Here is a 26,827-nt window from a genome sequence, read left to right as displayed (position 1 = left end):
CAAAGACAATATCAAAATATAAGTGATTAGAGGCTGACCTATGAAAGCTAGGTATTCCCTTGCGGCCAGGTATTGTGAAAAACTCATTAAAGTTCAATCTCCACAACTGGTTCACCTTCAACTGTCTCAGGCGCAAGCCAGTCGATAATTTTCATAAGGTCTTTTTCATTATCTGCACATAACTCAACATATATTGAACCCAGGCTCTCCTCTCCGGAAGGAAAATTCAATTTTCCCACGAAAGCGACCTGTTTATTCAATCTAAATTGCGTGGCATTCCCTTCAATGCCCGAAAGAAGAATGTGACGCGCCGTATCGAGCACCTGCTCCTCTCTTAAAAGGCGATGCAGCCGTCTTAGGCTTTCAATGTCCCCCTCGCCGTAAAGACGCGGCGTCCCAAAATCCTGCCGCTGTAATATCACAGGAAATAAATTTGTTATGGCGGTACTAACTTTTTCTTCAATCTCAGTTGGATAGACTAATGCAGAGATCCTTACGATTACGTTCATAAGATCCGGAGCTTTTTTTCTATTTCTTTGCGGAATTTTTGAAGGGATGCGGTATTATTGACACTTACTTCCGCTATTTCGATCGCCTTGTCCAGTCCCCAGCCCTTTTCGCGCTCATCGCGTTTTCTTAATTCCTCAACGCTGCACATATCGTCAGAACGCACACGGGTTTTTACCCTTTCGAACCGCAGTTCGAACGGTGCCTGGATCGCTATAAGGAGAAAATCGCTCCCAAATTCCTTTTTGAAATAATTAATTTCCTCAATATTCCGTGTGCCATCAACCACTACGACAGGAGAGTCATGCGAGCGTATTACAGGAACACAGCGTTTTGCAATTGCATCCATTCCTTCTTCCCTGCGCAACTTTGTCCCCGTTCCGCCAAGGTTCTCGTCTGTGGGAGACAGTCCGCTCTTTGCAGCCTCCTGTCTTACAATATCGCCCATGCTGACTACAGGGATGGATAGGCGCCTTGCTACAGCTGCCGCTTCCGATTTTCCGGAAGCCGGCATGCCGACAAATGCAATAAGTTTCATGGAACGGGTTAATTTGGCTGGTAGATGATAAATGTATCCACCTAATGTTTATATGTAATAAGCCCGAAATATAACCCGTATGGAAGATGCAATGGCAAAAAGTCCTGCTGTGGGCAGCGCAATAAAAAACGATGGCGAGATTGAATTAAAAGAATTGCAGGAGACCGTAGAATCCCTTAAAAACCAGATAAAGGAGATGCATTCGCGATTACTTGAGGCAGCCGTTCTGAATAATAAATATGTTCAAACGATACAGGATTATCAGAAGCAGATTGAGCAGTTGAAGAAACCGCCCCTGTTCATCTGCACCGTAGTGGAACTTTTTGATGATATGGCGCTGTTAAGGCAGCATGGCAGCAATCAGGAAATTATTACAAAAATACCCGATGAAATAAAGCCGGATATGGAAGCAGGAGGACGTGTCGCTGTTACAGGAAATCTTTCAATCGTCAAAGTATTTTCACGATCCGCCGACGTCAGGGCACGCGTGATGGAACTGATAGAAGCCCCGGACGTCGATTACAATATGATAGGCGGCCTGCAGAAGCAGATAGAGGAAGTTATCGAAACCCTTGAGCTTCCCCTAACAAATCCTGAGCTTTTTATTGAAGTTGGGATCGAACCCCCTCATGGCATCCTGCTTTACGGCCCTCCCGGTACAGGAAAAACACTCATTGCCAAAGCCGTGGCGCACAGGGCTAAGGCCACTTTTATCAGGATGAGCGGGACAGAGCTTGTTCAAAAATACATCGGAGAGGGAGCAAGGCTTGTAAGAGATGTATTCGATATTGCACGTGAAAAAGCCCCGAGTATCGTTTTTATTGATGAGATAGATGCCGTTGGAAGCCGGCGAACTTACGACGGCACCACCGGCTCTTCCGAAGTCAACAGGACCATGGTTCAGTTGCTTGCAGAACTCGATGGCTTCGATAAGCGCGGGGATGTTAAAATCGTTGCGGCTACGAACCGCATCGATCTTCTTGATCCGGCACTATTGCGGCCCGGAAGGTTTGACAGGATAATAGAGATACCCCTGCCGAATGCTGAAGGGCGCCTGGAAATATTCAAGATACAATCACGAAATATGAAGCTGGAGGACGTTGACCTGAATGAACTTGTGGAATTGACTGAAGGTTTAAGCGGGGCCGATCTAAAGGCAATCGTCACCGAGGCAGGAATGTTTGTAATCAGGCGAAAAGGTAAAGCCGTCACAATGTCAGACTTCAAGGACGCCTATAACAAGATGATAGTCAAAGAAACAAAAGAAGAAGTTGCAGGGATGTTCGTTTAAACCCTGCACTACGAATTAATCCATTGTTTCGCCAGTGTCTTTCTGGAGAAGCTGGGAAAGAGAATATGCGACTTCTTTTATTTTAATACATTCTTCGGGGGTAGGTTCTTCACCTTTCTTGATTGCTTTGATTCTTTCTGTCGGAATCCCGGAGTATTTGCCTACCTGTTCATAAGTAAGTTTAAATTTATGGAGTAATTCTATCAAATGTCGTTTTGTTGGTGGAAGTCCCATATTGATCACCTCAATAGTAACTTTAATACATGAAACGGGTATATCAAGGTATCTTACGGTGGATTAAAAATGAACGATAAAGATGTTGATGTTGTCCAGATGACCGAAACAGAAATCGGCGGAATCAAAAAGAAATTGAAAAAAATCAAAAGGAAATGCACTGTGGTCCGTGTCGCGCAGGCCAAAGCATGGCGAAATGTCGTGGTCGTGGATATCAAGACAAATAAGAAATATTTCTTTGGGAAGGTTATCAACCCGCCACCAGAGATCAACCAGGGAGATGAATTGTATATAGGCTATGAAGATACGCCCTACGAACTTCCGGGCATCACCCAAAAAATAATACTTATGACCCTGGATGGTCTTCAGCTTGATTGGACCATGGTTTAAGGTTCTACAACAATGGTCCCGTTCAGGTTTTTATTTTCTTTAAGATAAAACATATATGTTCCTGTCTTTTTGAATATATATGTTGCGCGTTTGCCGTATGGCAATGTCCAGGGATCAAAGAGACCTTCACTGCTCACCAGGGTTAGAGTTTCTACTTCATAATTCTCCCAGAGGATTTCATCACCTGGCTTGATTGTCTGGGTAACCGGCATGAAGCCCCTGTAATAATTCAATTTCACCAAAGCCGACTTACCAGTTGATGTATTACCCGTTTGTGTAATTTCAGGGACAGGCGTACTGATAACAGACGAGGGTGTTGCTGTAATTGTTGGCGTTGGAGTGGGTGTTGGGGGTATTGGCACCTGTTTCTGCGATGGCGGGTAAAACGCCCATACCATCCCTGCAAGAACAATTATTGCCAGAGCTATTATCACTATTTTATTAATTTCAAAAGAAGGCCCGGGCTTTGGCTGCGCTTTTGGAGGCTTAATAGCTTTCGGTTTTTCCTCCACCTTTCTTATTTCACTTTTCTCCATCGGGGACGGTTTATAGATTATATCGCTTGCCCCGGTCAAATCCCTGGTCCAATTGCAATTCGGACATATTTGTGCAACAGGATAGTCAATACTGCCGAGGGCCAGTTCTTTAGTGATCGTCTTCGTTATTAAAGTATTACCGCATTTCGGACATTTGTCTTCCATAGATACCCTCGAAATTAAATCCTTTTTTTTAATATATAAATATATCGAATTTACAATACGATTATCAACAGCATTTCATAAAGTATTGAAATGGGGCCCGGGTCGGGATTCGAACCCGAGTCGTAGGATCCACAGTCCCATAGGATGACCAGCTACCCCACCCAGGCACCTTGAATCCCCGTATTTAAATACGGGGTTTAACGATGGGGTATCCCCGTTAATGTATCTGAAAAGGATAAATGTTTTGTTCCAGAACGCCGTGAAACAAAGCAAATGCTTTGCTAAAAAATCGTTTCGGAAACAGCCAGGGCTTTCTCCCGTTTAGCAGGATACACCTTGATCTTGATCTCAGCCGCTATAGTATCTGTTGTTGTAGCCAATTGTACTTTCCCATTATATGCAGCCTGTTTATGAAATCTGATATGAAAGCAACAATCCTCGTCTATCCTTTCACAGCGTTCATTTTTCAATTTTTCTAAATCACTTTCTGGCAGCTTTGATTTTAGAAGTTCAATAAATTGGCTGCATTTTTTTCCTGTTATGCGCGCTTGGAGGATGGTGATCGGATTCCCGAAATGCCCTTCCGTTCTAATCCTTTCTATCTCGCTGTCAAAAAGAAAAAGCGACAGAGCAGTACATACCCTGTCTTCACTTTCTGTTGCCTGAACAATTGCTCGAAGTGTGATATTATTTATATCCATTCACTCTATCATTTGCCTTTGTTCTGGTGCGAACTTAAGCTCGGTCTCGTCTTTTCAGTTCCTCTGCCTTTTGTGCTCTGACCTCTGCCTTTCCTGCCCGCACTTGTCTTTCCCCTGAAAACACGGCCTTTCTGGGTATTATTCGTTATCCATTTCAGGTTCTTGTCGCTTTTAATTACGGGATGGCTTGTATCCACAAGTATGGTCTCGTACCACTTATGCTTGCCGTCCTGGCCAACCCAGTAGCTATTCAAAACCTGCAAATTCGGAAATCTTCTTGCAACGCGCTCTTCAGCTATGCTCTGGATGCTCTTTCCAGGTGTTATTTTGTTCACGCCCATGTGTTTTGTTCTTCGCCCACGCACATATCTTGACTTGCGCCTTCCGCCCCTTCTTACTTTCACACGTGCGACGACTATCCCCTGTTTTGCCTTGTAGCCCAGGGCCCTTGCCCTGTCAAGCCTTGTAGGGTGTTCCACTCTTGTCACTGTGGGCTCTCGTCTCCATTCCTGCCTTCTTTCCCAAAGGAGTTCATCAACGTAGGACTCCTCCGGTTTTTTCCACGCGTCTCTTATGTACGCATACATTGATTTCATTGTAGTCACCTTTGTTTTACGGTTCAGCCCAATAGGGCCACATCCCTGCGGGATCTTATCCCGCCGCTTGGGTGCCATAACTGGTCTCATTGTAGTTAAAGATTCCTGATACCACGAACCATCCGGATTTTTTACCCCAATCTATTTAAAGCTTTAAATACCCTTTATATACTGGTGTTTATGTCAAAATCAACAGAACCAATAAAAACGATAAAGATTGAGAATGTAGTTGCATCAACGGGTATAGGGGCAAAACTTGACCTTAATGAAGTCATCAGGATTCTTGAAGGGGCGGATTATAATAAAGAACGGTTCCCCGGAGTGGTTTACAGGACCGCTTCCCCAAAAACTGCAGCTCTCATTTTCGGAAGCGGGAAAATCGTATGTACCGGGGCCAAGAGCATCGAGGACGTGAGCAGCGGGCTCACAAAGGTTTTTGAAAAATTAAAAGCTATGGGAGTTTCCATCCCGAAGAAGCCAGAGATCACGATACAGAATATCGTGGCATCTGCAGACCTCGGGACAGTGCTTAACCTGAATGCCATCGCCATTGGTCTTGGGCTTGAGAATATAGAATATGAGCCTGAGCAGTTCCCGGGTCTCGTGTACAGGTTATCAAATCCCAAGGTTGTCATGCTGCTCTTCGGTTCCGGAAAACTCGTGGTCACAGGAGGTAAGAAACCCGAGGATGCCGTTGCCGCTGTGGAGAAGATCGTGGAAGAGCTTGATGGGCTGGGGCTGCTGTAGGCCTTATTTTCTTTCTTAAATAGCGAAGCTGGCTGGGAGCTTGACAACCATTATATCCCCCCACGCTACCCGGATGCGCTTCCATCAGGCTCGCCTATGAATACTATACGAGAGAGGATGCGGACAAATGCATAAAATATGCAGAATCGATATTAGTAGAAGTAAGGAACTTCTTGGCAAGATAGATGGGTTTGTTGAGAAACTTGCTTCTAATATCGATATTAAAAAGGTCTATATGTTCGGTTCAGTGGCGCGCAATGACTTTAATAAAGGGAGCGATATCGACCTTGCTATCATAGGTGATTTCAGAGAACGCTTTTTAGACCGCACTGATAAAATTCTTGAAATGACAGAGCTGCCGATAGAACCGCTGTGCTATACGGAACAAGAATTTTAAGAGATAAGAAGAAAAGGGAATCCATTCGTGAATGAAATTCTTAAAGGTAAATTACTCTACTCTGCAAAGGATGGTGCAGCCATTGGATAAAAATATCAAAAATCAGAAAAAACGTGAGATTATCGAAGAGACAAAAGAAAAATTAGATATTAGAGAGCGGGACTTGAAAAATCTGGAAAGGATTAAAAAAGAGCTTTGGAAAAAATAAAAACTAAAATTGTAACATGGCACGCACAAAATCCAAAACTTTCTTCGAACAAGATTATAAAAAATACTGTTTAAATTTTTGGATAATAAATCAGAACAAAAACGAATTTAAAAATTATGCCTGAAAATAACAAAACCGAGGAATTCCTGTTGAAACTTGCGCCCTGCATCGAGCGCGGCGAGCTTGAGGCGTGCGTGGAGGAGGCGGCGCGGCTGGCGGGGGAGATGGGGGGAGAAACTGATGGTTTGGGATGAATGTTAGAATGTTTATCTCATCTTCCAAGTTTATATAACACTGTAAGAACATCAGGTAATTAAGATGAGCGAAATAATCATACAAGTTCCGAAAGAAATTCCAGTATCCAATCTAAAAAGAAAGATCGATGAGCTGGTAAAAGAGGAGGAAATAAAATGGGTTTTGTTTGAGAAATGCATAGAAGAGCTTTCATTGAGTGAGAAAGATATGGAAGAACTGGAAATAGCAAGAGAAGATGCATGGAAAGAAACAAAGAAAAAATACGGCTTGTAGTTGATACCAATATTTTATTGTCGGCTCTGCTAAAAGACAAAACCTTTACGGCAAAATTATTGAAATCCGAATTTTTGGACGTATATTATCCTGAAGATGGATTAAAAGAATTAGAATATTATAAAAAACATATTTATCCTAAAAGAAAGAAAATTTTACAAAGACAAAGCTTTGAGTACGCTTTGAAGTTTATACTCGAATCTGTTCATGTAATACCTGCTGAATTATATTCCAATAGAATGAATTACGCCTATGAAGTAATGAAAAGCATAGATGAAAAAGATACTCCTTTTCTGGCTCTGGCATTGCAGTTAAATTGCGCGGTATGGTCGAACGATAAGCATTTCAAACAGCAGGGTGTTGCGGATGCTTATACTACGGAGGAGGTCGTAGGGCTATTGAAGGCTAAATCCTTATTCGATTTTGAACAGAATGAAAAGTATTAGATGGCTTAACGATTATGGATAACAAAGCTGAGGAATTCCTGAAAAAACTCGCGCCCTGCATCGAGCGCGGCGAGCTTGAGGCGTGCGTGGAGGAGGCGGCGCGGGTGGCGAGGGAGATGGGAATAGGGGCGGAGGATTTACTAGATTTATCTGTCAAGATCGGCCGTGATGAGAAGTATGAGTCTGAATATATAATAACACTTGCGGCGGCACTTGGTCTGGAAGGAGAAAACAAAGCAAGAGCGTATTCTAATGCAGGTATTGCAGCGAATTATATTGGAAAATTCAAAGAATCTGAAGATTACTATAAAAAAGCGATACAAATAGACCCTAAAGATGCTGACGCGCATTACAATTATGCTAACTTACTTGAAGACTTGGGCAGGAAAATTGAAGCTGAAGAACATTATGAAAAAGCAATAAAATTAAACCCGAAAGATGTAGATTTTCATAATAATTATGCACTCCTGCTCGTAGAACTTGGTAAGAAAGCTGAAGCAATACAACACTACAAAAAAGCAATAGAATTAGATCCAAAATATATACGAGCGCAAAACAATTATGCACTCTTACTCAAAAAACTCGGCAGGAAAAACGAAGCTGAAGAATACTTTAAAAGAGTAATAGAATTAAACCCCAAGTATTTGTGGGCACACAATAACTATGCAATTTTTTTGAGGGAAAAAAAATTGTTTATTGAAGCTGAGAATGAGGTAAGAACCTCACTTAAAATTGAACCAACAAACTTCCACGCACATATAATTCTGGGAGATATACTTTCAGATGAGAAATATTTTGAAATGGCGGAGAAGGAATATCATGAGGCATTAAAAAATTCGGCTTCTATTGAGAATGCTTCAATCTCAGAAAATCATAATAAACTCGGCTATGTATACGTGAAATTAAAACAATATGAAAAAGCTAAGAAAGAATTCAAAATGGCGATTGATTTTAATCCAATGAATATGAAGGCAAGGCGCAATCTTCGGGAGCTTGAGAAATTTGATAGCGCAACGAAAATCTCTGGGCAAGAAATCTCCAAAATCCAGATTTTCTTTGCAACAGTAGTATTGTTATATCTAATTATATCTTTTTATTTATTTTTGACTACTACTAAGTTTTCTGATGTGGTATTCGCCGCTCAATCAACCGTTTTAATCGCCCTGCTGATCCTTATTCTCTTATATCACCAGTTCAAAACGTTTAAATTCGGCCCGAGCGGAATTGAAGTCGAAAAAAGTGAATATAGAGAAGCTAAGAGTTCGGCTATGGAAGCAAAATGGAGTCAAGCTAAAGGATTAAAGATAGAGCCTTAATCTCATGACCCCCACCCTCCCCATCCTGGACAACCACATGCACCTAAACCCCTCCGGGCGCTGCCTCGACGCAGTCCGCGAATTCGCGCGCGCCGGGGGTACGCATATCGTCCTTGTATCGCTTCCGCCCTGGTCGCTGGGCATCGAGATAAACGCGCCCGAAGATTACAGGCAGGTGTTTGACAAAGTCCGCAAAATAGCGCGGCGCGCCGAGGAAGCAGAAAAAGTGAAGGTGTTCGTTGTTCTGGGCGTTCACCCCGCTGAGCTTACCAAATACTATGGGCGGCTGGGATTTGAGCGCTCTGTGGAGGTAATGAAAGGCGGGCTTGAAGTGGCGCGCGAATATGTGGATAAAGGTCTTGCCATTGGTTTGAAATCCGGGCGACCTCATTATGAAGTGGAACCAAAGCTCTGGGAAGCCTCGAATGAAATCATGCGCCACAGCTTTGAATTGGCAAAGGATGCTGGCTGCGCGGTGCAGCTGCATACCGAGAGCGCCACTGAGGAAGGATTGGGGGAAATAGTGAGAATAGCTAGAGATGCCGGATTGGCGCCTGAGAAGGTAGTGAAGCATTTCGCGCCTGCAATGGTAAGAACATGCGAGAAATATGGTATTTTTCCAAGCGTGCTGGCTGGTGAAGATGCCATAGAAAAAGCCCTTTCCGAAGGTACGCGTTTTATGATGGAAACGGATTACATAGACGACCTGAAAAGGCCGGGCTCGGTTCTCGGGCCAAAGACCGTCCCGAAAAGGACAAAACAGCTCATTCCGGAATGGGGTGAGGAGCCGTTCTGGAAGATCCATAAAGAGAATCCTGAAAAGGTGTACGGTATCGAGATCAACATTTAAACACACAGCAATTTCATACTTCAACAGGTATTATATTCATTAGAAAATCTATCCGTTATTTATATAGCTATCTTCTAAGAATTAACCCACTCTATATGATTCGGGATTATCTTACGCTTGACGACGTTGATACTGAGGGGAAGACTGTTTTATGCAGGCTGGATCTGAACTCGCCGATGGATCCCACAGGGATCATACTCGACGATAGCAGGTTCAGAAGCCACATTACAACTTTGAGAGGGCTGGAAGATTCTAAAGTCGTCATCCTGTCCCATCAGAGCCGCCCGGGTAAAAGCGATTTTACCACTTTGGAACCGCATTCAAAACTTTTGTCAAAATTAATGCGCAGGAACATAGATTATATCGATGACATATTTGGTTCCCATGCTGTCGAATCCATAAATGGGATGAGCAATGGGGACATCCTGCTGCTTGAAAATTCCCGGTTCTATTCAGAAGAATCCCTTGAGCGTGCTCCTAAAGAACATACCAGAACCCATATGGTAAAAAAGCTTGCTCCGGTTTGCGATATTTTCATAAATGATGCCTTCTCTGTTTCCCACAGGTCCCATCTTTCTGTTACAGGTTTCACTGAGGTTCTGCCGAGCATCGCGGGAAGGGTCATGGAAAAGGAAATAGACTCGCTGAACAAAGGCTTATCCTGCGGCGAACGCCCCTGCATATATGTGCTCGGGGGCACGAAGGTGGACGATTCCATCAAGGTCACAAAGAATGTGCTTGAAAGGGGATGTGCCGACAGGGTCCTGGTCACAGGTGTCGTAGCCAATGTATTCCTTGCCGCATCTGGGGTGAACATTGGGCCCTTGAATTTGAGCTTTATTGAAAAACAGGGTTATAACGATCAGATAAACATAGCCCGCGAACTTCTTTCCCGCTTCGGGGAAAATATCGGGGTGCCAGTGGATGTGGCATTGAATAAAAATGAGAAACGTGTGGAAGAAAAAGTCCAAAATCTGAAAACCGAGCTGCCAATTCACGACATAGGTATCGAAACAATGATCAAATTTTCGCGCGAAATAAGCTCCGCAAAAACAGTGGTTATGAACGGCCCTGCAGGAGTATTTGAAAAAGAGGCGTTTGCCCTTGGAACTCATGAGCTCATGAAAGCCGGGGCAAAATCAGGATTCTCTGTCATTGGCGGGGGGCATATCGCTGCTGCCGCAGAACAGATGGGAATTTCCAGTAGATTCTCCCATGTGAGCACTGGCGGCGGCGCTTGCATTGATTTTTTAGCAGGAGAAAAACTCCCGGGGATCGAGGCATTGAAGGATGCGGCCAGGAAATTCAGACAAAAATAATCCAGAGGGTTTTGACTTTACTGGCAACATGACCCTTCTTGTGGAGGATATTGCTAAAACCCACCCTTCTTTCAGTCATATTCAGCTGAATAATATTCTTATTGCGATATCTCCCTCAAATGGAAGCAGGAATGGTGTTGTCGCAAAAATGCGGCCCATGAGATATGAAGGCGGGTCAAAAACCAGAGTACATCGCGGGATTGAATACATCACGCCTGAAGTAAACATTAATGGAAAAGACATTCTATATATAGTATATTTCCACTTACCCCGTTTCCTCAATCATAAAGATCATAAGAACAAACTTGCGACCGTGTTGCATGAATTATATCATATCTCGCCATTATTTAATGGGGATGTTAGACGATTTTCAGGTAAGAATTACGCCCACGGCAGTTCGCGAAAAAAATATGACAATATTATTAATATCTTTACTGATGAATATATAAAAGCTACAGCACATCCTGAATTAAGTGCATTCTTGGAATATAAATATTCAGAACTCAGGCACAAATATGGTGCAATCAACGGTAATATGATACGGATAGCCCGTTCAAAACCTGTGGTATAAGAGATATATTTCCACAGATATTGAAACCTGAAGTATCCGCATTTGCACTCAGGCGATATCTTTCGTGGTATCGATCTGGATACCTTCTCCCACCTTGAACTTCAGCATCTCCGATGCGGGGGTCCTGCCTCTCAATTTGGGCATTGACAGGCGGCTTGATAGCTTCTCCGAATCCTTGTCAAGGTCTACCTCGAATATTGCATCGCAGGATTTCATTATCTCGTTTTCAAGGTTCCTTTCATGAGTATCTTTGAGGCCGTATAAGAAAGACAGGCAGTTCAGGTCTTTTGTCACTTCGTATATCACATTGATGAGTCTCTTGATTATACCCGGATTGACTTTGAGGTTCAGGTAAAAGGAAAAGGAGTCGAAGATCAGATTTATATCCATTTCCCCTTCTCCTTCCGTCATAATTTTTTTTACGTTTGATTCAGTGAATTCAACAATCTTGGCATCGACGAATTCATTTCCAACATTGTCAACCATCTCTCCATGAGCCGTAAGATAATACGCACTGTAGATATCAACGAATTTAATATTGTCCGTCTTGAAACCATAATTCTTGATGTCACGCAATATGTACTTCGGATGCCTTTCGTTTGAAAAATAATATGTTTTTCGTGCCTGTGTGAACTGATAAAGGAAAACTTCAGCCATGGATTTTGCATCCGCGAATATGTATACGACCGCACCCGATGGTAATCCACCTCCCAGGGTACGATCTAATATAGGGATCGCTGTAGATCGATTGACCTGTTTCGGAACAATTTCAGCGATCGAAGAGCTTGGCTGAACCTCCTGGGATTGTGATATAAGAGTTTGAGCCGAACCTGCCTTTTTTGCTGCTGCCATTTCTTTTCTTCGGATTACTTTTATTACTGTTATATAATAAAGCTAACCATGATAATAATGCATATTCAAATCTACATTATAATGGACGGCAGGAATGCAAACCCGGCTTAAACTTAACTCAAAAAACAGTTACATCTGTAGTATTTTCGCGAGACAGTACCCTATTAAGGATGTTGAGAGAATTGGAGTTCCGGGTTGAATTATAGCTTATTTTTGATTTGTACCATCCGCCGATTTATTTTCGCTCGGTTTCCCGGAATTAATAGATTTCAGGCAGATATCCATCCCTCGCATCGCAGCCTTACTTTCCGGATTCAACGAAAAGGCGGATTTATAGCAAACGAGTGCTTCCTGAACCTGTCCTTTCTTATATAGGGCCCCACCTTTATTGTTCAAGACAACGTAATCCTTTGATTTAATCCGAAGCGCTCTATCATAACATTCGATGGCCTCATCGATTTTTCCTAGCTTGGCAAGAGCAAGCCCTTTATTGTTCCAGATAGTATTATTTTCAGGGTCTATCTGAAGCGATTTATTGAAATATTCTATTGCATCCTGATACTGGCCTTTGGAATACATGGCGTTTCCCAGGACAAGATTTTCATCCGATTTTTTGACATTTGATGGGCCACTACTTTCATGCTGCAGGGGTTTGGTTTTGATATTAACTGATTGGACATCCTGCCCGACCTGGTCCGCCCTGATAACAGATATCTTATCTTCATCTTCCCCAACACGGACAACTACTTTTTCCAAACCATTCTTGGAAGGAGCAGATGAGCTTGAATTCTCATTCGCTTGCATGGGTTTTGGGTCGCGTTTATCAGAAAAAATTTCGGATGGTTGATCTGGGCGCTTTGAGATCAAAGGATCTGAATTTACCACAGGTGCGGGATCTAAAATTAAAGATTTTAAATCAGTTATTGTATTTTCATCTGGTTCCGGTCCGCCAACAAATGGATCCGATTCCATTTTATGCTTTTCAGGTATTGCATTAACTTTTTCAACCGGTTTTGGCTGGAGGGACGAAGTAACCTTATCCTCCGCTGGCATTGTACTTGCGATTTTCAGCAAATCAACTTTTTCTTCGTTTTCCCTCATTCTTGCAATGACAAGCCCTTTGTTGCTCCATATCTTTTCGACTTTTGGATTTATCTCAAGGGCTTTGTCATAAGATTCAACAGCCTCAGGCAGGCGGTTAAGCTTTACAAGCGTCAATCCCCTGTTATTCCATGCAGTCTCATCCTTCGGGTCGATCTCTATGGATTTATCATATGCACGAAGAGCTTCTTCAAAATTGTTACTCTCAAACAGCACATCACCTTTACTGCACCAGGCATCTGCGTCGCGAGGATTCATCTCCAAAAGCTTGTCATAACACGCTATTGCCTCGGAAGTCTGCCCAAGCTGCGCCAGGGTCACTCCCTTATTATAAATCACTTCTCCGTCCCCAGGCTTAAGCTCCAGGGACTTGTCATAACACTTGATAGCATCTGCAAATCTACCGGTTCTAGCCAGCGCAAGGCCTTTATTATTCCATATCTCCGCTGATCTTGGATTTATCTCAAGGGCTTTATCAAAACACTGGATCGCTTCTGCATACATGCTGCTTTCAACCAGAGTATTGCCCTTGTTGCCCCAAGTGTTAGCTGAGTCTGTACCATTGCCACCGGACTTGTCGCTCATCTTTTCCGGAATCGCCTTCTGTTTCGGTGATTCCATGTTTTTGACCGCATTGTCTGGATTGCTTTTCTTTTTTCCTAGTATAAAGTCGGAAAATCCCATAGCTATACTTAATGATATATTAATATTTATCCTTTCTTATGGTTATTATGGTAATGCTCACATTTTTGCATTGACAAATATAGCGTAAAATCAGTAAAAAAATAGTCCCGGGCGGATTCGAACCGTCGTCTCCGGCTCCAAAGGCCAGAAGGATTGACCACTACCCTACGGGACTGGGCTTTAAATCGCAATCAAACTACTTATCTTTTATGATGTACTTATAGGCGGGAAATTTTAGGTCGAAGCCAGAACATTTTTAGCTTTATGATGTGTATCTATTTGTTATGACAGATGAGTCTTGTATTGTTCCTGACACAAGCGTTATCATTGATGGGAGGATTACCTCAAAATTAAAGGCAGGCGAATATAAACCTGCGACCGTGATCATTGCTGAAGCGTTGATAGCGGAGCTGGAAGCGCAGGCTAACAAGGGTAAAGAAATTGGTTTTAAGGGGCTTGACGAGTTAAAAGAACTCAGCGAGATGGCAAAAAAAGATGAGATAAAGCTTAAATTCACCGGGAAAAGGCCATCTCTTGAGCAAATAAAACTTGCTTCTTCCGGTGAGATCGATGCCATTATTCGCGCCGTAGCTGTGGAAAACAATGCGATTTTCATTACCAGCGATAAAGTGCAGGCAGAGGTCGCCCGTGCAAAAGGATTGAATGTGGAATATCTGTATCCAAGAATGGAAGAGTTAAAAGAACTCAGCATAAACAGGTTTTTCACTGAAGATACTCTTTCAATCCATCTAAAGGTCAATGTCCCTCCAATGGCAAAAAGAGGGTCGGTAGGAAAACAAAAACTCATGAAAATCCGGAATGAGGTTTGCACGGAAACAGAGCTTCATGCAATAACCAGAGAATTAATAGAGAGGACGAAGCGTGACCCTGACTCGTTTCTGGAGATAGATTATTCCGGTGCAACAGTGTTACAGATAGGTTCAATGCGCATAGCTGTGGCCCAGCCTCCGTTTTCAGACGGAATGGAAATAACGGCAGTAAGACCGATTGCAGTGGTGCGCCTTGATGATTACAGGCTCGGGAAGGAACTTAAGGATAGAATTGTGGAAAAGCAGAGGGGAATCCTTGTCGCCGGCCCACCCGGCGCAGGAAAATCCACTTTTGCTGCCAGTCTTGCAGAATTCCTTCACAAGCAGGATTTTATCGTGAAAACTATGGAATCACCGCGCGATCTGCAGGTTTCTGACGCCATAACCCAGTACGCACCATTAGAGCGCGACATGGAAAAAACAGCTGATATTATGCTACTCGTTAGACCAGATTATACGATATATGATGAAGTCAGGAAAACAAAGGATTTCCATGTTTTCGCAGATATGAGGATGGCAGGCGTAGGAATGATAGGCGTGGTACATGCCACGAGAGCAGTGGATGCGATCCAGAGACTGATAGGGCGCGTTGAACTCGGGATCATACCCCAGGTCGTGGATACCGTTATTTTTATTGAAAAGGGGGAAGTTGCAAAGGTATACGATATTGAATTCACGGTGAAAGTTCCGAGCGGGATGGTGGAACAGGATCTGGCCAGGCCTGTGATAACAGTGGCAGATTTCGAGACATGGAGTGTTGAATATGAAATATACACCTACGGGGAACAGGTCGTAGTGATGCCTGTAAGCGAAATTAAAGAAAAAAGGCCAGGCACCTGGACACTTGCCGCAGATGCCATGAGGAAAGAGATTCAGAAGTTCACCCGCGGCTCCGTGGACGTAAAAGTTGATTCCGATTCTTCCGCTACAGTATATATGGATGAGGAAGATATCCCCGGTGTTATAGGGAAGGGTGGAAAGAATATTGATCAGATCGAGAAAAGGCTGGGTATTCATCTGGAGATCCGCGAGAGAGAACGCACGGAAAAAGGTAAAAAGACAGTTGAAAGGAAGAGCGGAATCTCAAGTTTCATCCCAAGAGTGGAGAGAACAAAAAAATTTGTGATTCTGAATGTGGCAGAATTATCGGGTCAAACTGTGGATGTGTATAGCGGGGAGGATTATCTTTTTACCGCCACAGTCGGGCGGAAGGGAGATGTCAAAATAGGAAAAGACATGGATGAAGGATACAGGATAATGGAAAATCCTTCCATTGTAACTTTGCGCCCGGGGCATAATTAAGGTTATGACAGATTATTAATAAAAGCATAGCATTTTATCCCGATACATGAAATGCCAGCGATGTAATAAAACAGCGGTCTTATTCCAGAAATACTCCAATGCCCACCTGTGCAAAGTACATTTTATCGAGGATGTGGAAAGAAAGGTCAAGCGGGATATCAGGAAATTCAGAATGGTCGGAAAGGGGGAAAGGATCGCTGTCGCATTGAGCGGTGGAAAGGATAGCACTGTTCTTCTCTACGTCCTCAATAAGATCTTTCAAAATAGGAAAGACCTCGAAATTTTTGCCATTTCGATCGATGAAGGGATCCATGGATACAGGGAACATACGCTTGAACACGCTGTAAATCTCACCAACGAACTTGGAATTCCTCTCACGATAAAATCATTCAAGGAAGGTTTCGGCATAACTCTTGATGAGCTTACCCGCAAAAATGAACATGCTGCCTGTACTCCGTGCGGAGTGCTGAGGAAAAACCTCCTGAACAGAGCCGCTCGAGAACTCGGCGCAGATAAGCTGGCTATGGGTCATAATCTGGATGATGAATCCCAGACCATTCTGATGAACTACCTGCGGGGGGATGTGGATAGGCTGAAAAGAATGTCAGGGGAAATGCAGCCCGGCCTGGTTCTGAGGATCAAGCCGCTTCGAAGCATCCCTGAAAAAGAGGTGGCTCTCTACGGGTTCTTAAATAAGCTGCCCCTGAGCACGGATGAATGCCCGTATGCCGGGCAGGCGCTTCGTAATGAGATTCGCGGGATGATAAATAATTATGAGATAAAACATCCCGGAACAAAATATTCTTTGCTCGCGGGATTTGAGGCTATCTCGGAATCGCTGCGCTCGGCAGGCACACCGATAAAGCAATGCGAAATATGCGCTGAACCAAGCAGCGAGAGCATATGCAAGACATGCAAGCTGCTTGGAAAGTAAATGACACGATGAATCCATTACCTTCACTTTTTTGCATACTTCATCAGGGATCGAAGAAGCGGCTTGAGATTCTCTGGGACAGACGGTTCACTCAACTCGACTGTATGCTCTTTACCTTCAATTTTAGCCGTAAGGCTGTACTGGAAGTAATCCGCACCTCGTTTCGGGGGCGCGAACTTTGCCGGCATCTTGAAAAAATCGGCTGATTCCAGCAATTCCAGCAGCTTTTTGGCTTCCTCAGCAGGGAGCGATTCGGTATCCAGCGTAACCTCTGTCCGTATACCCGCAAAGCCGCCACTTCGTTCCAGATGAATCAACATACTGTCATCCACAATCCTTATCCTTTAATTACTATTTCTTTGCACTCACATTGATCCCGACCGCTGCCCAGCCTTTTTTCACAGCTCCCTGCTCTTTGCTCCCTGCGCCGAACACAACCCCCGCCACCTGGAAGGTCTTGTTCGCAGCATCCTGGAAATTGGATTGGGGCCTGAGTCTGTCCCTCATTGTGATATACCATATCTTCCCTGCCTCTTCCCAAGCATTTCCACCGATCTCGATTGCGGTCATGCAGAATGCACGGTTCGGTATCCCTGAGTTTATGTGCACTCCTCCGTTATCTTCTGATTGAGGCAACTTCTTGAAATTCTTCATATTCCCGGGTTGCGGGTCCTTGCCGAGCTTCGGGTCATCATAGGCGGTTCCCGGATCTTTCATCGAGCGCAGAGCTTTGCCATTTACGCTTGAGGTAAAAAGACCTTCACCGATAAGCCAGTCTGCCTCATCAGCTGTTTGGTTGAGCGAGCGCTGTTTCACGAGAGAACCGAAGACGTCAGATATTGATTCATTCAGCGCGCCAGGCTGGTATGAATAAACAAGCCCTGCCTCATTTTCGGTAACGCCATGTGTCAATTCGTGCCCTATCACGTCTATGGATATAGTAAACCGATTGAATAATTTCCCGTCGCCATCGCCGTAGACCATCTGCCGCCCGTCCCAGAAAGCGTTGTCGTAATCCTGCTCGTAATGCACGCTTGAGTTTATGCACATGCCCTTGTCATCGATAGAGTTCCTCCCGTATACATCATTGTACATATTATACGTGGCTTCTGCGCCATCATAAGCCTCTTTTGCGGCCGGGTCGCTGCCGTTACCCGGATCCTGGATCGAATCCCCTGGAAGTGTCTGTCCTTCCTTGGCGTCATATACATTCAGGCACTTCACGCCGCTCACAGGCGTTGCGACATAGAATTCACCGAACGCTTCGCGCCGACCGCGTATCTTTTCGGATATCATCAAATGCCTTAACGCCATTTCGCGCTGCTTATCATCTCCCCTCTTTGCGAGCTCCTTAAGCATATGCGGAGGGATAATGCTTCGAACAGTTGTTCCCATTCTTTCCGTAGTTCCCACATTTTTAGGAAATCTCATTTCCAACCTCTTTTTCAACATATTTTCCTCCCTTTTATATCCAAAAGGTCAGTTACTGTAAACTGCCTTTTAGAAGCGTAAACCTGTAATTTTCATAGACACCTTTGGTCAAAATTGAGCTTCGTCATTCCTTTCCTATTTTACCTTTTTCGGCTTTGGTTTAGGTTTGGGCTTTGGCTTTGGTTTAGGCTCAGGTTTGGGTTGCCCTTTTATGAGTTCGAAAGCCGCGCGCGCCTGGATTATCCCGTATCCCGACTCTGCATCAAAACCCGTTCCGGCGATATCTTTAGCTGTTTTTCTCAATACGGCTTTTGCCTCTGCATGTGTCAGCGTGGGCTTGGCACATTTTAGAAGACCGATAACTCCCGCCACTATCGGTGTCGCTGCCGATGTCCCGGTATCGGGATCGTTGTATCCTTTAAAATGCGTAATCCCGCAGAAGTCGGGTTTTTCATTTGATAGGGCTGCAGGCCCCTGGCTTGAATAGCCTGCAAGCTCTCCCTTGACATTCACCGCGCCGACTGTTATAACCTCCGGATGCCCATTCGCACCCCAGATACTACGCCCTTGGCCTTCATCCGAACCACACCTTGGATCTTTGTCCTTGCAATTCTTGCCGCAATTCCCGGCACTGAAGCAGACTATTATTCCTTCCCTTATCGCCTCAACGGCTTTTCTCGTGAAGGGATGGTTGGGATCCCTCGCATAATCGGGAGCCCACGACTCCTGGTAACAGTTCCAGCTATTTGAAAGAATATGCGGGGTGCCGTCTTTCCTGTGGCGCTCAATAGCCCACTGGAACCCGGCTATAGCATTGGAAATCGCACCGCCGATATCAGGAAGGCTTCCAGGCGGGTTCTTAAGAACCCCAATATCATAAATTCTTGCTTCGGGGCACATCCCTGTTGCATCTGTAGCTGTCATGTTGCCGTGCCCGCCTTCTGCTCCATAGCGGGAACAATTCGGGGGCGACCAACCGTCAACCACGATATCAGAAGACAGGGCATTGACACCATCATCGCATATCCCTATGACGATGCCTTTTCCCCGTACCCCTTTTGCCCATATTTCATCCACGCCCAAATATCTGGCAACACTGTCAATGTCCCCTTTTGATGTGTCCGTATCACAATCATAGGAAGGCTCTATTCTTGCATCAGTCCAGACCTTGATGACATTTGGTTTGGACTCAAGTTCTTTTTCCTTTCCCTCCTCTATCTCACCCCGCACAAGCATAACGGTTTCATTGGAGGCAGCGAAGCTCGCAGCAAGATAGTCAGGCGGATTCACAGGAACTGGTTTGGAATCTTTATCTAATTGAAACCCAGGTATGTCAAGCTGAGAAACCAGATCAATTGCTGATGCAGCTAATCTGGATTCTGGTACCTTCGGTATCCTTATCTCTACAATAACTTTTTTTTTAACCATAGACTTACCTCCACTCTAAAACTTTCTTATCCACTCATGTTTCAGGTAAAACTTCTTGGCTTATGCGCTTTGGAAATTCGCCACCTTCCAGTTTAGACTAATTCATCATCATGTATTAAACTTTCGGTTAGGACAAATTTTTTTTAGAATGTTCGGCTAAAGATTAAAGCATTCTTTTCTTGGCGGAACATATCCCACTCGCTTCTCGCGCACGGGACACAGATGTGCAGCGTGTCTGTTCAACGATAAGCTCGTTTAGTTCACGCTGATTTCAATAATATGTTCTCTTGAAAGGACCTTTTCCCATGACCGACGCTGCACAAAGCGAATTGTTGCCTGCCCTGATTCCCTAGCCTCAACTGTAACCATCACATCCTTGCTATAACCAGGGGGCAATATTCTTTTAGCCTTTTTCTGGTCATCTACAAATTCCAATGATACAGAAACCACCTTTTTTGTTTCTTCAATCGAGTACTCCCAATTATATCCTGCTGCTCCCAGTCCTTTTAGCCTGAATGTATATTTTTCTCCGGCCTTAAGCTCAATCTTGGCTGGCACTTCCATTTGGGTGGAACCTAAAATCCTGCCTCACGTCTGATCGTCCAGAAATCGTCAGACAAATTCCTGTTCCCAAGATAGTCATAAGGTATTGTGAAGTAGCCTTTCATGCCCCAATCTTCCCCCCAGGAGTTGCGTACGATAAATCGTTTCGTGGAATCGTTATAACCCACCCCCACCACAGCATGGCCACCTACCTGCTGCTCGCCAGACTGAGGCATTGGTACTATGCCCGTCTGGGCGACTTGCTGGGACTCAAAACTTTCGTATACTGAAAAGCCAAATACAAATGGATATCCATCCGCAAGGCAGGCCCGCATTTCATCGACTGTCTGGATGCGCTGGTATGATGTAATTTTATGGCTTGCAGCCTCTTTGTAACAGGGTGGGCTTGGCTTCACAGTGAACTTCGAAATGTCATAAGGCCAACAATTTTCTGAACACACTCCCTTTTTGGCAAGAGTCTTTATCCCATCGCGGATCTGGGCGCCTGAATCCGACGCTACTGTATGTTCAAAGGCGCGTTCATCGTAGTATATAAACAGTCTGCTCAATTCGATATAGGGAACTTTGTCCTTCATTTCCAGGAATTCCAGTGCACCCGCAAGGGCATTTCCTGTACAACTGCCGAGTTGTCCCTGGTCTTCGACTTTGGAACATCCGGGACGCAGATCGACGGACGATGGTAGTTTGGCTGGTTTTCGAACTGCACTATACATAAAATCCCGATGATCGGGTAAGTCAGGCACCCACCCGTAACCGGATTTTTTCGTTCCACTACTCTTTGTTGTTGTAACTTTCTTTTGTTCTGGCATATATTTCACTCCTTTTAAATTTCTTTTTAATTTTTAAGCTCTATTACTTTGCTCTTATCAGCGTTTCGTTTTGAAGAATCCGCTGGAAGACGTATTTTTCATAATCTGCTGCCAGATCCACACCATCCACGACCAGCAGATTTTCATCGTTATGCTTCTCTGCGTTAGTCGTCCAGTTGAAGCTACCGGTGCATATTGTCTTCCCATCGAAGATGCCGATCTTATTGTGCATCAAAGCCGTCTGGCGAACTGCGAGGCGAACATCGATCCCTGCCTGTGTGAGTGCTTTTATCATTGCAGCTTGATTCGCATTCTTGCTCTCCGTTGCGTCCGCCAAGACCGCAACCTTCACACCCCGTTTATTGGCGGCAATCATTGCATTGACAATCTCGGGCTCGGTCAGGGAATATATGGCAATATGAGCCGTCTTCTTTGCCTGGTTGAAAAGGCCGATAACTGCCCCTGCGCAGTCAAACTTGGAATCATTCGTGGCCGGGGTAGTTCCTAGACTGAAAAACACACCTCGAACAGTCCCGGTTGCTGGCAAAGTTTCCATTTTCCTCCTTTTTATACAATTATAAAGATGTGGAATAAGATGTAGAGAAATAAATTTACAAACCCCATTTCTCCTCATCATGTAAAATTGTTTTCTTAGTATTTATCAATTTTGGTTCGACTGGATGGCAATCGCTCCCGGCTACGAAAGTGAGTTGTTTGAAATAGATCTATCCAGAATTGTGTGAGTATTGAAAAATGCCCGGAGCTTCATTATGAAGGATAGCCTTGCCATATATACTGCATCGGGTCTGATTAAGACGGATGAGACAATAACCAATCTTCAAGATTTTCCTGTCTGAAGCATTTGATCCGATTTTTTTCGTCTATCTTGATAGACCTCCAGTAAGGCGTACCGGTATTTTTTCCCTGGTGAGGGCCGCAAGCTGCAGTTATCACCAGAAAAGGCTTTTTTTCATCGAACTGGCCGGGGTTGCTGCTATATTTATCATGGTAAATCCGGATTTTATTCTCCTTTACTTCTTTATCGTATCCTACTCCAAGCCTGAATTCCGCGTCCATATGAACATGCCCCGAAAGAACAAGATCAACCTTCTCCAGATCGTTGCTTACTCTCTGGCTTTTTTTATCGGGATTCTCTCGTAAACCCTGACAAAGGAAAAAGAACTGGCTCAGAAAATGGTTGATAGTTCCATGGGTAAGATTGCATTTGTCTTCCGGGATGTACTCATGTGTTTTGCTTTCGAGCAACATATCCATATTACATTTTGGATCATTGTTTACAGGCGGGGAGTGGAGACCAAGAATTATTCTCCCGCTCTTTGCATTTTGCTTTTTAAGACTTACTGTGGAAAGGACTTTATCCAGCCACACGATCTGTGACCAATTATAGTATGCTTCCCTATCATCGAACGCCATTGTATCGGGTGAAATTCCAATCAAATTGTCCTGGATACTTACTTTTTTCAAATCCTTTAACTCCTTTCCATCCATAAGGTCCCCGGCCCTGATTGTCACTACATCCGCGCCTGTATCCATCAGAATAAAGTGGTTATCCCCGATGCTGAATGCATAATCAAAATAGGGATTTATATTCGTGAAATAATAATGCATTGCCTTAACTTCGGCATGAAGAGGGTTATCAATCAAAAAATCCATCCACTTTCTTATGTGAAATTCAGCAAACCACTTTACTGCAACAGGTGTTGCCAGCCCGATCAGAGCCGCGCCGAATGAGAAAAATCTTCCAACTGCTCCTCCCAAACCCATCAATCCAGTAATGCCCAATGGGCTCAAAAGACCTCTAAGCCAACTTCCTTCCAATACGCGAACGGAGTTGATTGACCATTTTTCGTCCAGTGCATCTAAGTTCAACCTCTTTAAGGACTCCTTTGTCAATTCGTCGGATAAATTCTTGCGTTCATCCAAGGGGTATTCAGAAGAATCGAAGGATTTGTAATTGAAATTCTCAGCCTCAGTTTCCCTGAGACCAAAATTTTCACATGCGCCCGACCTCCCTGGGACATAATGCAGCAGGCTATACGGATGCAAACGCCAGTCATGGTTGCCAGTTGATGTAAATACTGCAACCTTTATTCCACGATTGAACATGTCAGGCTCTTTATCACCGCTGCGCAACCGGAAACTTTTGTTGATTTCAAGTCCTGTTACCATTTCGATAAATATTTTCCAATTGTTTTCCGATTGGCTGATTTCATCCTCCCAGCCATGACCCGCAAAATCTACTATATCTCCTGTTATCATTACAAAATCCAGTTCTCCCCTCTCTGCCAGCTCATTAGCTACGTGAATGAATTTCCTGAAGTTGTCGTTGAAGTTGATATACTTCTCTTCGATCTCTTTCCTGCTCCTGACACCTTTCCTGCATTCTTTCAGTACCTCTCCCAGAATTTCATCGTTACGCTGAGCGAGATGGAGATCGGTCAGATGGATAAAATTGAGACCATTTGTATAAGTCTCGACAAATTGAACAGCATGATAGTTTACGTTTTTGGTATTGGAATTGGTATAAACTAGATCGTACAGAGTTGGTGCCCATCCGCCATTCCTGCCCTTCCGCAAGATTTTTTCATATTCACGCTCTTCCGAATCAAGGGTCTTCGGCGCTGTCTTGATCAGCCAGTATCTTGTCCCTTCACCAAATACGTTATAGTGAACCTCACTATTTATGAGCAATTGCGTCTCCTCAGGGCTAGCAAAATCAAAGAGTTTATTCCATTCGATCATTTCCTTTGGGTCATCGAGAACTTCCAGGTCAATCTGACTCTTCAAATCTTCCGGATAAGAGGATACAAGCTTGAATGCATCTTTAAATGAGTCTTTTGAATAAAAAATAAAATCATTATTCTTTTCTGCGATAATTATATCAATAGTCACTTTTCCATGAAGGATTTCATCGACTGAAATTATCTTAGGACAGCCTAAATTTGGGTTTATGATTGAAAAAAATTGTTGCGGTATTATGTTTTCCCCTCGTAATATTATTTGACCAAGTATTATATTAACTTAACTCACTTCATCTGAGGGTTCATGAAATCCCGCAATGCAAGCCCATCAGGTTGATTTTCAACACTAAAGCGTATTGAAATATTACAATAATCTTGAAACTGACCAATTCAATATTTCATCCATGAGTTCTGGCCTTGAGATGAATATATCCGTGCCATGCGAGCTTCCCTGAATGATATTCAGTCTCTTATCGTCCGGAAATATATCGTACAATATCCTGCCACTATCTCCAGATTTGGTATCCCCTTCACTCGAGAGGATATACACCGGGCCTGAATATTTGCTTGCAAGCTCAGGTGTCTTTATTCCCCTGTAGTCAAGACCCGGAGATAACAGCACGAGCAGCCTGACATCCTTATCCATCGATGCGTGCCAGATGGCAAGATTTGCACCTATGCTCGCACCGGCAATCGCAAATCTGGTTGTGTCGGCCCCTTTAATTTTAAGGAATTCCCTGGCCGCGGCTATATCGATGATCGATTCTTTGTGATCCGCATCCTTAAAATCTTTATAATCTATTTTCTTACCGTTCTTGTAAATGCTCTCGCCGTGCCCCCGCAGGTCGATTGAAAGAGCCTCAAAACCTCCTTTTTCAAGACGAGATGCGAAATCGTTCCAGCTCTCTTTGGTAGCCGGCATCATATGCAGCAGAAGAAATGCCGGTGCATGTTCTTTCTGGGGTTTGAAATAATTGCCAGCGATCGTGACCCCGTCTTTTGTCTTGAAATTGACTTTTTCCATATTCTACATATCAAGATTGTGGAGATATTTTAGACTGGCTGTCCCTTCCTCCACGGTCCTCGCCTCGATCACGAACCTTCCTTTATATCCGTCGAATTTCCCCATGACTTCATCCCATTTTATGTTGCCTTTACCGAGTTCGAGATGGTCATCGCGCCTTCCCTTATTATCATGAAGATGGACATGGATTACCCTACCCAGGTCTTTCAGGAACTCACTTACCATGCCGTTTGTATGGGCATGTCCCATATCAAGCGTGAGTCCTGCATTCTCCCGCTCAAGAGATTCTATCATCCCCAGGATCTCACCGGGCTGCTTTCCAAAAATATGCTGCATGTTAACCATATTCTCAACCCCTATGGAAATGCCGTAATCGCCTGCGAAATCGCATACTGACCGCAATCCTTCAATATTCTGCCGCCACGCCATCTCCGGAAGCTGCATGCCAAGGGGCGACAGGTGCCCCGGATGGACTACCGCAAGTTCTATAAAATCAGATGCTCTTTCAAGACATTTGCACATCTGCCTCGTGGTCTCTTTCCAGATGGGATGGTTCAGGCTGGCAAGATTCAGGTCTGAAAAAGGGAGATGGAGCGTGAGAACAAGATCTGTGGTTTCGACAATGTTCCTTATTTTTGAGAGCGTTTCATCATTTAACTGCTGCTTGCCTTCGCTAACCACTTCCCAGCCTGTAAAGCCCAGTTCTTCAAGGTCATAAGCCCAGTCAAATGGGTCATTTACGAGCGCTAGGGATGAGAAACTGAGTTTCATGGCGTCCCTTATTTGCCTTCATCATATAAGGATTATTTGCATAAACCTGGGAAAAGTAAGGATCAATTCTACCTTTAGTTTCAGCTCCCTTCACATATTATTATTTTCCAGCGCCATCACCAATACCCTGGAAACGCCACCTACGTATGTAGAAACGTTTGGGGCTAATGCTTACTCAGATCAGTTATGTAACCTCAATATAAGGCAAAAATATAGATTAATCACTAATAAATAATAAAAAAGATACGGGCAGCGATATTGTAATATCTGCGCCCGTTTTGCATTTATTTAATATCTCTTTGGTTTATGGTTCTGGTAGCATTCTCTGCAGTATACCGGCCTGTCGCCGGATGGTTTGAATGGTACTTCGGTTTCCTGATGACAGTCTGCACAGGTTGCTTTGTGCATCTCTCTCGGACCACTCGGTCTGAAACCGCCGCTGCCTCGATTTTCGTAATTCATGTATGTATCTCCGTTGATTTAATTTTCTTAGTTCTTTTCAGCAAGGGCTGCAATTGCAAATTTTCGCATGACCCGCTCGATCTTTATCGTTACATGGTCTCCGATCTTCGTGTCTGGCACAAAAATCACTAAACCCTGTATATGTGCTATTCCATCTCCCTCTCTGGCAATGCCATCAATTGTGACATCATGGACACCGCCGGCTGAGACAGGAGAATTTCTATCTTGTTCTGTAAACAATTCTTAACCTCTGTTTATTTAATCAATCTACCTAAAAAAGCAAACACAGATGGGATAATCCCAGGCTCTATAACTTACCTAATAAGCCAACTGACAGAATATTCATAGCATCATGTTCCTATATAAACTCTCTGTATACCTAGGTGGTTACCAAAGGTGGTTACCAAAACCCCCTTGAAACCGTTGGTAACTTTTTTTTCACCCCCTATGTAAGATATGCAACAGAGGAAAGATTTTCTTTTATCCCACGCTGCAATCTCGCAAAAGCTACTGCCAGCATGACAATACAACAC

At 43.9% G+C, this 26,827-nt stretch carries 34 protein-coding genes and 2 tRNA genes; 14 read left to right on the top strand and 22 right to left on the bottom strand.

What is annotated here, in order from left to right; all coding sequences use genetic code 11:
• Window positions 1-86: 86 nt before the first annotated feature.
• Window positions 87-509, bottom strand: a complete 423-nt coding sequence (locus O8C65_03430; GenBank protein ID MCZ7355961.1) for a hypothetical protein — start codon at window positions 507-509, stop codon at window positions 87-89.
• On the bottom strand, window positions 506-1,045 hold the full coding sequence (locus O8C65_03425) for an AAA family ATPase (protein MCZ7355960.1): 540 nt from the start codon (window positions 1,043-1,045) through the stop codon (window positions 506-508). Before O8C65_03425 ends, O8C65_03430 begins: the two co-directional genes overlap by 4 nt.
• A 79-nt stretch (window positions 1,046-1,124) precedes the next feature.
• Here O8C65_03425 and O8C65_03420 point away from each other — a divergent pair, with 79 nt between their 5' ends.
• Window positions 1,125-2,336 (top strand): proteasome-activating nucleotidase, encoded by a 1,212-nt coding sequence (locus O8C65_03420; protein ID MCZ7355959.1) that lies wholly within the window; start codon window positions 1,125-1,127, stop codon window positions 2,334-2,336.
• Window positions 2,337-2,351: 15 nt separating this feature from the next.
• Here O8C65_03420 and O8C65_03415 read toward each other — a convergent pair whose 3' ends face one another.
• A complete protein-coding gene (locus O8C65_03415; GenBank protein MCZ7355958.1) occupies window positions 2,352-2,570 on the bottom strand; it encodes a sigma factor-like helix-turn-helix DNA-binding protein in 219 nt (72 codons plus the stop codon).
• Window positions 2,571-2,639: 69 nt separating this feature from the next.
• Between O8C65_03415 and O8C65_03410 the strand changes: the two genes are divergently transcribed.
• Entirely contained in the window at window positions 2,640-2,960 is a 321-nt protein-coding gene (locus O8C65_03410) for a hypothetical protein (protein MCZ7355957.1), read from the top strand.
• Here O8C65_03410 and O8C65_03405 read toward each other — a convergent pair.
• The 4 genes from O8C65_03405 to O8C65_03390 all read right to left on the bottom strand — a co-directional run bounded on the left by O8C65_03405 (window position 2,957) and on the right by O8C65_03390 (window position 4,958).
• Window positions 2,957-3,661 carry a hypothetical protein gene (locus O8C65_03405; protein MCZ7355956.1) on the bottom strand — a complete coding sequence of 235 codons (705 nt, stop codon included), beginning with the start codon at window positions 3,659-3,661 and terminating at the stop codon, window positions 2,957-2,959. The two genes, O8C65_03410 and O8C65_03405, sit on opposite strands and share 4 nt — an antisense overlap.
• 91 nt (window positions 3,662-3,752) lie before the next feature.
• A tRNA-His gene (locus O8C65_03400) sits at window positions 3,753-3,828 on the bottom strand.
• A gap of 114 nt (window positions 3,829-3,942) precedes the next feature.
• On the bottom strand, window positions 3,943-4,362 hold the full coding sequence (locus tag O8C65_03395) for an exosome subunit (protein ID MCZ7355955.1): 420 nt from the start codon (window positions 4,360-4,362) through the stop codon (window positions 3,943-3,945).
• Between the two features lie 8 nt (window positions 4,363-4,370).
• On the bottom strand, window positions 4,371-4,958 hold the full coding sequence (locus tag O8C65_03390) for a 50S ribosomal protein L15e (protein MCZ7355954.1): 588 nt from the start codon (window positions 4,956-4,958) through the stop codon (window positions 4,371-4,373).
• 180 nt (window positions 4,959-5,138) lie between these two features.
• Between O8C65_03390 and O8C65_03385 the strand changes: the two genes are divergently transcribed.
• The 10 genes from O8C65_03385 to O8C65_03340 all read left to right on the top strand — a co-directional run bounded on the left by O8C65_03385 (window position 5,139) and on the right by O8C65_03340 (window position 11,340).
• Window positions 5,139-5,705 carry a TATA-box-binding protein gene (locus O8C65_03385; GenBank protein ID MCZ7355953.1) on the top strand — a complete coding sequence of 189 codons (567 nt, stop codon included), beginning with the start codon at window positions 5,139-5,141 and terminating at the stop codon, window positions 5,703-5,705.
• 127 nt (window positions 5,706-5,832) lie between these two features.
• Entirely contained in the window at window positions 5,833-6,102 is a 270-nt protein-coding gene (locus O8C65_03380; protein ID MCZ7355952.1) for a nucleotidyltransferase domain-containing protein, read from the top strand.
• An 82-nt stretch (window positions 6,103-6,184) separates the two neighbouring features.
• Entirely contained in the window at window positions 6,185-6,310 is a 126-nt protein-coding gene (locus O8C65_03375; GenBank protein MCZ7355951.1) for a hypothetical protein, read from the top strand.
• Between the two features lie 116 nt (window positions 6,311-6,426).
• Window positions 6,427-6,564, top strand: a complete 138-nt coding sequence (locus tag O8C65_03370) for a hypothetical protein (GenBank protein ID MCZ7355950.1) — start codon at window positions 6,427-6,429, stop codon at window positions 6,562-6,564.
• A 64-nt stretch (window positions 6,565-6,628) separates the two neighbouring features.
• Window positions 6,629-6,838: a hypothetical protein gene (locus O8C65_03365; protein MCZ7355949.1), complete on the top strand. Its 210-nt coding sequence runs from the start codon at window positions 6,629-6,631 to the stop codon at window positions 6,836-6,838.
• Window positions 6,805-7,284, top strand: coding sequence for a PIN domain-containing protein (locus tag O8C65_03360; GenBank protein MCZ7355948.1), 480 nt, complete (start codon window positions 6,805-6,807; stop codon window positions 7,282-7,284). The genes O8C65_03365 and O8C65_03360 overlap by 34 nt, the downstream gene beginning before the upstream one ends.
• A 14-nt stretch (window positions 7,285-7,298) precedes the next feature.
• Complete coding sequence (locus O8C65_03355; protein ID MCZ7355947.1) at window positions 7,299-8,600, top strand: tetratricopeptide repeat protein; 1,302 nt, start codon at window positions 7,299-7,301, stop codon at window positions 8,598-8,600.
• Between the two features lie 4 nt (window positions 8,601-8,604).
• Entirely contained in the window at window positions 8,605-9,450 is an 846-nt protein-coding gene (locus O8C65_03350; GenBank protein ID MCZ7355946.1) for a TatD family hydrolase, read from the top strand.
• A gap of 95 nt (window positions 9,451-9,545) precedes the next feature.
• Complete coding sequence (gene pgk, locus O8C65_03345) at window positions 9,546-10,769, top strand: phosphoglycerate kinase (GenBank protein MCZ7355945.1); 1,224 nt, start codon at window positions 9,546-9,548, stop codon at window positions 10,767-10,769.
• Window positions 10,741-11,340, top strand: coding sequence for a putative metallopeptidase (locus tag O8C65_03340; GenBank protein MCZ7355944.1), 600 nt, complete (start codon window positions 10,741-10,743; stop codon window positions 11,338-11,340). Before pgk ends, O8C65_03340 begins: the two co-directional genes overlap by 29 nt.
• A 48-nt stretch (window positions 11,341-11,388) precedes the next feature.
• Here the strand turns inward: O8C65_03340 and O8C65_03335 are convergent, their stop codons facing one another.
• The 3 genes from O8C65_03335 to O8C65_03325 all read right to left on the bottom strand — a co-directional run bounded on the left by O8C65_03335 (window position 11,389) and on the right by O8C65_03325 (window position 14,152).
• A complete protein-coding gene (locus O8C65_03335; protein MCZ7355943.1) occupies window positions 11,389-12,192 on the bottom strand; it encodes a recombinase RecA in 804 nt (267 codons plus the stop codon).
• A gap of 207 nt (window positions 12,193-12,399) precedes the next feature.
• Window positions 12,400-13,977, bottom strand: coding sequence for a tetratricopeptide repeat protein (locus tag O8C65_03330; GenBank protein MCZ7355942.1), 1,578 nt, complete (start codon window positions 13,975-13,977; stop codon window positions 12,400-12,402).
• Window positions 13,978-14,079: 102 nt separating this feature from the next.
• Window positions 14,080-14,152, bottom strand: a tRNA-Gln gene (locus tag O8C65_03325).
• Window positions 14,153-14,261: 109 nt separating this feature from the next.
• On the opposite strand from O8C65_03325, the gene O8C65_03320 reads away from it, so the two are divergent.
• Together O8C65_03320 and O8C65_03315 are read left to right on the top strand one after the other, a co-directional pair.
• Entirely contained in the window at window positions 14,262-16,109 is a 1,848-nt protein-coding gene (locus O8C65_03320) for a PINc/VapC family ATPase (protein ID MCZ7355941.1), read from the top strand.
• Window positions 16,110-16,155: 46 nt separating this feature from the next.
• Entirely contained in the window at window positions 16,156-17,043 is an 888-nt protein-coding gene (locus O8C65_03315; GenBank protein ID MCZ7355940.1) for a TIGR00269 family protein, read from the top strand.
• A gap of 23 nt (window positions 17,044-17,066) precedes the next feature.
• On the opposite strand, the gene O8C65_03310 is transcribed toward O8C65_03315, so the two are convergent.
• The 12 genes from O8C65_03310 to O8C65_03255 all read right to left on the bottom strand — a co-directional run.
• The gene (locus tag O8C65_03310; protein MCZ7355939.1) at window positions 17,067-17,375 is read right to left on the bottom strand and encodes a hypothetical protein; all 309 of its coding nucleotides are present in this window, start codon (window positions 17,373-17,375) and stop codon (window positions 17,067-17,069) included.
• A 19-nt stretch (window positions 17,376-17,394) separates the two neighbouring features.
• On the bottom strand, window positions 17,395-18,474 hold the full coding sequence (locus tag O8C65_03305) for a M4 family metallopeptidase (GenBank protein ID MCZ7355938.1): 1,080 nt from the start codon (window positions 18,472-18,474) through the stop codon (window positions 17,395-17,397).
• Window positions 18,475-18,609: 135 nt separating this feature from the next.
• Window positions 18,610-19,902 (bottom strand): S8 family serine peptidase, encoded by a 1,293-nt coding sequence (locus O8C65_03300; GenBank protein ID MCZ7355937.1) that lies wholly within the window; start codon window positions 19,900-19,902, stop codon window positions 18,610-18,612.
• A 255-nt stretch (window positions 19,903-20,157) separates the two neighbouring features.
• Window positions 20,158-20,466: a protease inhibitor I42 family protein gene (locus O8C65_03295; protein ID MCZ7355936.1), complete on the bottom strand. Its 309-nt coding sequence runs from the start codon at window positions 20,464-20,466 to the stop codon at window positions 20,158-20,160.
• Between the two features lie 11 nt (window positions 20,467-20,477).
• Window positions 20,478-21,275: a C1 family peptidase gene (locus O8C65_03290; protein ID MCZ7355935.1), complete on the bottom strand. Its 798-nt coding sequence runs from the start codon at window positions 21,273-21,275 to the stop codon at window positions 20,478-20,480.
• A gap of 43 nt (window positions 21,276-21,318) precedes the next feature.
• Window positions 21,319-21,831, bottom strand: coding sequence for a phospholipase D-like domain-containing protein (locus tag O8C65_03285; protein ID MCZ7355934.1), 513 nt, complete (start codon window positions 21,829-21,831; stop codon window positions 21,319-21,321).
• Between the two features lie 254 nt (window positions 21,832-22,085).
• Window positions 22,086-24,188, bottom strand: a complete 2,103-nt coding sequence (locus O8C65_03280; GenBank protein ID MCZ7355933.1) for a metallophosphoesterase — start codon at window positions 24,186-24,188, stop codon at window positions 22,086-22,088.
• Between the two features lie 213 nt (window positions 24,189-24,401).
• Complete coding sequence (locus O8C65_03275; protein ID MCZ7355932.1) at window positions 24,402-25,061, bottom strand: alpha/beta fold hydrolase; 660 nt, start codon at window positions 25,059-25,061, stop codon at window positions 24,402-24,404.
• A gap of 3 nt (window positions 25,062-25,064) precedes the next feature.
• Entirely contained in the window at window positions 25,065-25,832 is a 768-nt protein-coding gene (locus O8C65_03270; protein MCZ7355931.1) for a sugar phosphate isomerase/epimerase, read from the bottom strand.
• A 288-nt stretch (window positions 25,833-26,120) separates the two neighbouring features.
• Window positions 26,121-26,294, bottom strand: a complete 174-nt coding sequence (locus tag O8C65_03265; protein ID MCZ7355930.1) for a hypothetical protein — start codon at window positions 26,292-26,294, stop codon at window positions 26,121-26,123.
• A gap of 27 nt (window positions 26,295-26,321) precedes the next feature.
• A complete protein-coding gene (locus tag O8C65_03260) occupies window positions 26,322-26,534 on the bottom strand; it encodes a TRAM domain-containing protein (protein MCZ7355929.1) in 213 nt (70 codons plus the stop codon).
• 110 nt (window positions 26,535-26,644) lie between these two features.
• Window positions 26,645-26,827, bottom strand: a 183-nt coding sequence (locus O8C65_03255; GenBank protein ID MCZ7355928.1) for a hypothetical protein, incomplete at its 5' end; no start/stop codon positions are given.

It is taken from the genome of Candidatus Methanoperedens sp. (assembly GCA_027460535.1).
Taxonomy (GTDB): domain Archaea; phylum Halobacteriota; class Methanosarcinia; order Methanosarcinales; family Methanoperedenaceae; genus Methanoperedens.
Note: the sequence above shows the minus strand (reverse complement) of the source record. Positions and strands in the feature narration are given on the sequence as shown.

What these genes read in the sequence shown, in the direction of transcription:
- O8C65_03430 (MCZ7355961.1), bottom strand. Translation starts at nt 509, where the DNA reads ATGAACGTAATCGTAAGGATCTCTGCATTAGTCTATCCAACTGAGATT.
- O8C65_03425 (MCZ7355960.1), bottom strand. Translation starts at nt 1,045, where the DNA reads ATGAAACTTATTGCATTTGTCGGCATGCCGGCTTCCGGAAAATCGGAA.
- O8C65_03420 (MCZ7355959.1), top strand. Translation starts at nt 1,125, where the DNA reads ATGGAAGATGCAATGGCAAAAAGTCCTGCTGTGGGCAGCGCAATAAAA.
- O8C65_03415 (MCZ7355958.1), bottom strand. Translation starts at nt 2,570, where the DNA reads ATGGGACTTCCACCAACAAAACGACATTTGATAGAATTACTCCATAAA.
- O8C65_03410 (MCZ7355957.1), top strand. Translation starts at nt 2,640, where the DNA reads ATGAACGATAAAGATGTTGATGTTGTCCAGATGACCGAAACAGAAATC.
- O8C65_03405 (MCZ7355956.1), bottom strand. Translation starts at nt 3,661, where the DNA reads ATGGAAGACAAATGTCCGAAATGCGGTAATACTTTAATAACGAAGACG.
- O8C65_03395 (MCZ7355955.1), bottom strand. Translation starts at nt 4,362, where the DNA reads ATGGATATAAATAATATCACACTTCGAGCAATTGTTCAGGCAACAGAA.
- O8C65_03390 (MCZ7355954.1), bottom strand. Translation starts at nt 4,958, where the DNA reads ATGAAATCAATGTATGCGTACATAAGAGACGCGTGGAAAAAACCGGAG.
- O8C65_03385 (MCZ7355953.1), top strand. Translation starts at nt 5,139, where the DNA reads ATGTCAAAATCAACAGAACCAATAAAAACGATAAAGATTGAGAATGTA.
- O8C65_03380 (MCZ7355952.1), top strand. Translation starts at nt 5,833, where the DNA reads ATGCATAAAATATGCAGAATCGATATTAGTAGAAGTAAGGAACTTCTT.
- O8C65_03370 (MCZ7355950.1), top strand. Translation starts at nt 6,427, where the DNA reads ATGCCTGAAAATAACAAAACCGAGGAATTCCTGTTGAAACTTGCGCCC.
- O8C65_03365 (MCZ7355949.1), top strand. Translation starts at nt 6,629, where the DNA reads ATGAGCGAAATAATCATACAAGTTCCGAAAGAAATTCCAGTATCCAAT.
- O8C65_03360 (MCZ7355948.1), top strand. Translation starts at nt 6,805, where the DNA reads ATGGAAAGAAACAAAGAAAAAATACGGCTTGTAGTTGATACCAATATT.
- O8C65_03355 (MCZ7355947.1), top strand. Translation starts at nt 7,299, where the DNA reads ATGGATAACAAAGCTGAGGAATTCCTGAAAAAACTCGCGCCCTGCATC.
- O8C65_03350 (MCZ7355946.1), top strand. Translation starts at nt 8,605, where the DNA reads ATGACCCCCACCCTCCCCATCCTGGACAACCACATGCACCTAAACCCC.
- pgk (MCZ7355945.1), top strand. Translation starts at nt 9,546, where the DNA reads ATGATTCGGGATTATCTTACGCTTGACGACGTTGATACTGAGGGGAAG.
- O8C65_03340 (MCZ7355944.1), top strand. Translation starts at nt 10,741, where the DNA reads ATGCGGCCAGGAAATTCAGACAAAAATAATCCAGAGGGTTTTGACTTT.
- O8C65_03335 (MCZ7355943.1), bottom strand. Translation starts at nt 12,192, where the DNA reads ATGGCAGCAGCAAAAAAGGCAGGTTCGGCTCAAACTCTTATATCACAA.
- O8C65_03330 (MCZ7355942.1), bottom strand. Translation starts at nt 13,977, where the DNA reads ATGGGATTTTCCGACTTTATACTAGGAAAAAAGAAAAGCAATCCAGAC.
- O8C65_03320 (MCZ7355941.1), top strand. Translation starts at nt 14,262, where the DNA reads ATGACAGATGAGTCTTGTATTGTTCCTGACACAAGCGTTATCATTGAT.
- O8C65_03315 (MCZ7355940.1), top strand. Translation starts at nt 16,156, where the DNA reads ATGAAATGCCAGCGATGTAATAAAACAGCGGTCTTATTCCAGAAATAC.
- O8C65_03305 (MCZ7355938.1), bottom strand. Translation starts at nt 18,474, where the DNA reads ATGAGATTTCCTAAAAATGTGGGAACTACGGAAAGAATGGGAACAACT.
- O8C65_03300 (MCZ7355937.1), bottom strand. Translation starts at nt 19,902, where the DNA reads ATGGTTAAAAAAAAAGTTATTGTAGAGATAAGGATACCGAAGGTACCA.
- O8C65_03295 (MCZ7355936.1), bottom strand. Translation starts at nt 20,466, where the DNA reads ATGGAAGTGCCAGCCAAGATTGAGCTTAAGGCCGGAGAAAAATATACA.
- O8C65_03290 (MCZ7355935.1), bottom strand. Translation starts at nt 21,275, where the DNA reads ATGCCAGAACAAAAGAAAGTTACAACAACAAAGAGTAGTGGAACGAAA.
- O8C65_03285 (MCZ7355934.1), bottom strand. Translation starts at nt 21,831, where the DNA reads ATGGAAACTTTGCCAGCAACCGGGACTGTTCGAGGTGTGTTTTTCAGT.
- O8C65_03275 (MCZ7355932.1), bottom strand. Translation starts at nt 25,061, where the DNA reads ATGGAAAAAGTCAATTTCAAGACAAAAGACGGGGTCACGATCGCTGGC.
- O8C65_03270 (MCZ7355931.1), bottom strand. Translation starts at nt 25,832, where the DNA reads ATGAAACTCAGTTTCTCATCCCTAGCGCTCGTAAATGACCCATTTGAC.
- O8C65_03265 (MCZ7355930.1), bottom strand. Translation starts at nt 26,294, where the DNA reads ATGAATTACGAAAATCGAGGCAGCGGCGGTTTCAGACCGAGTGGTCCG.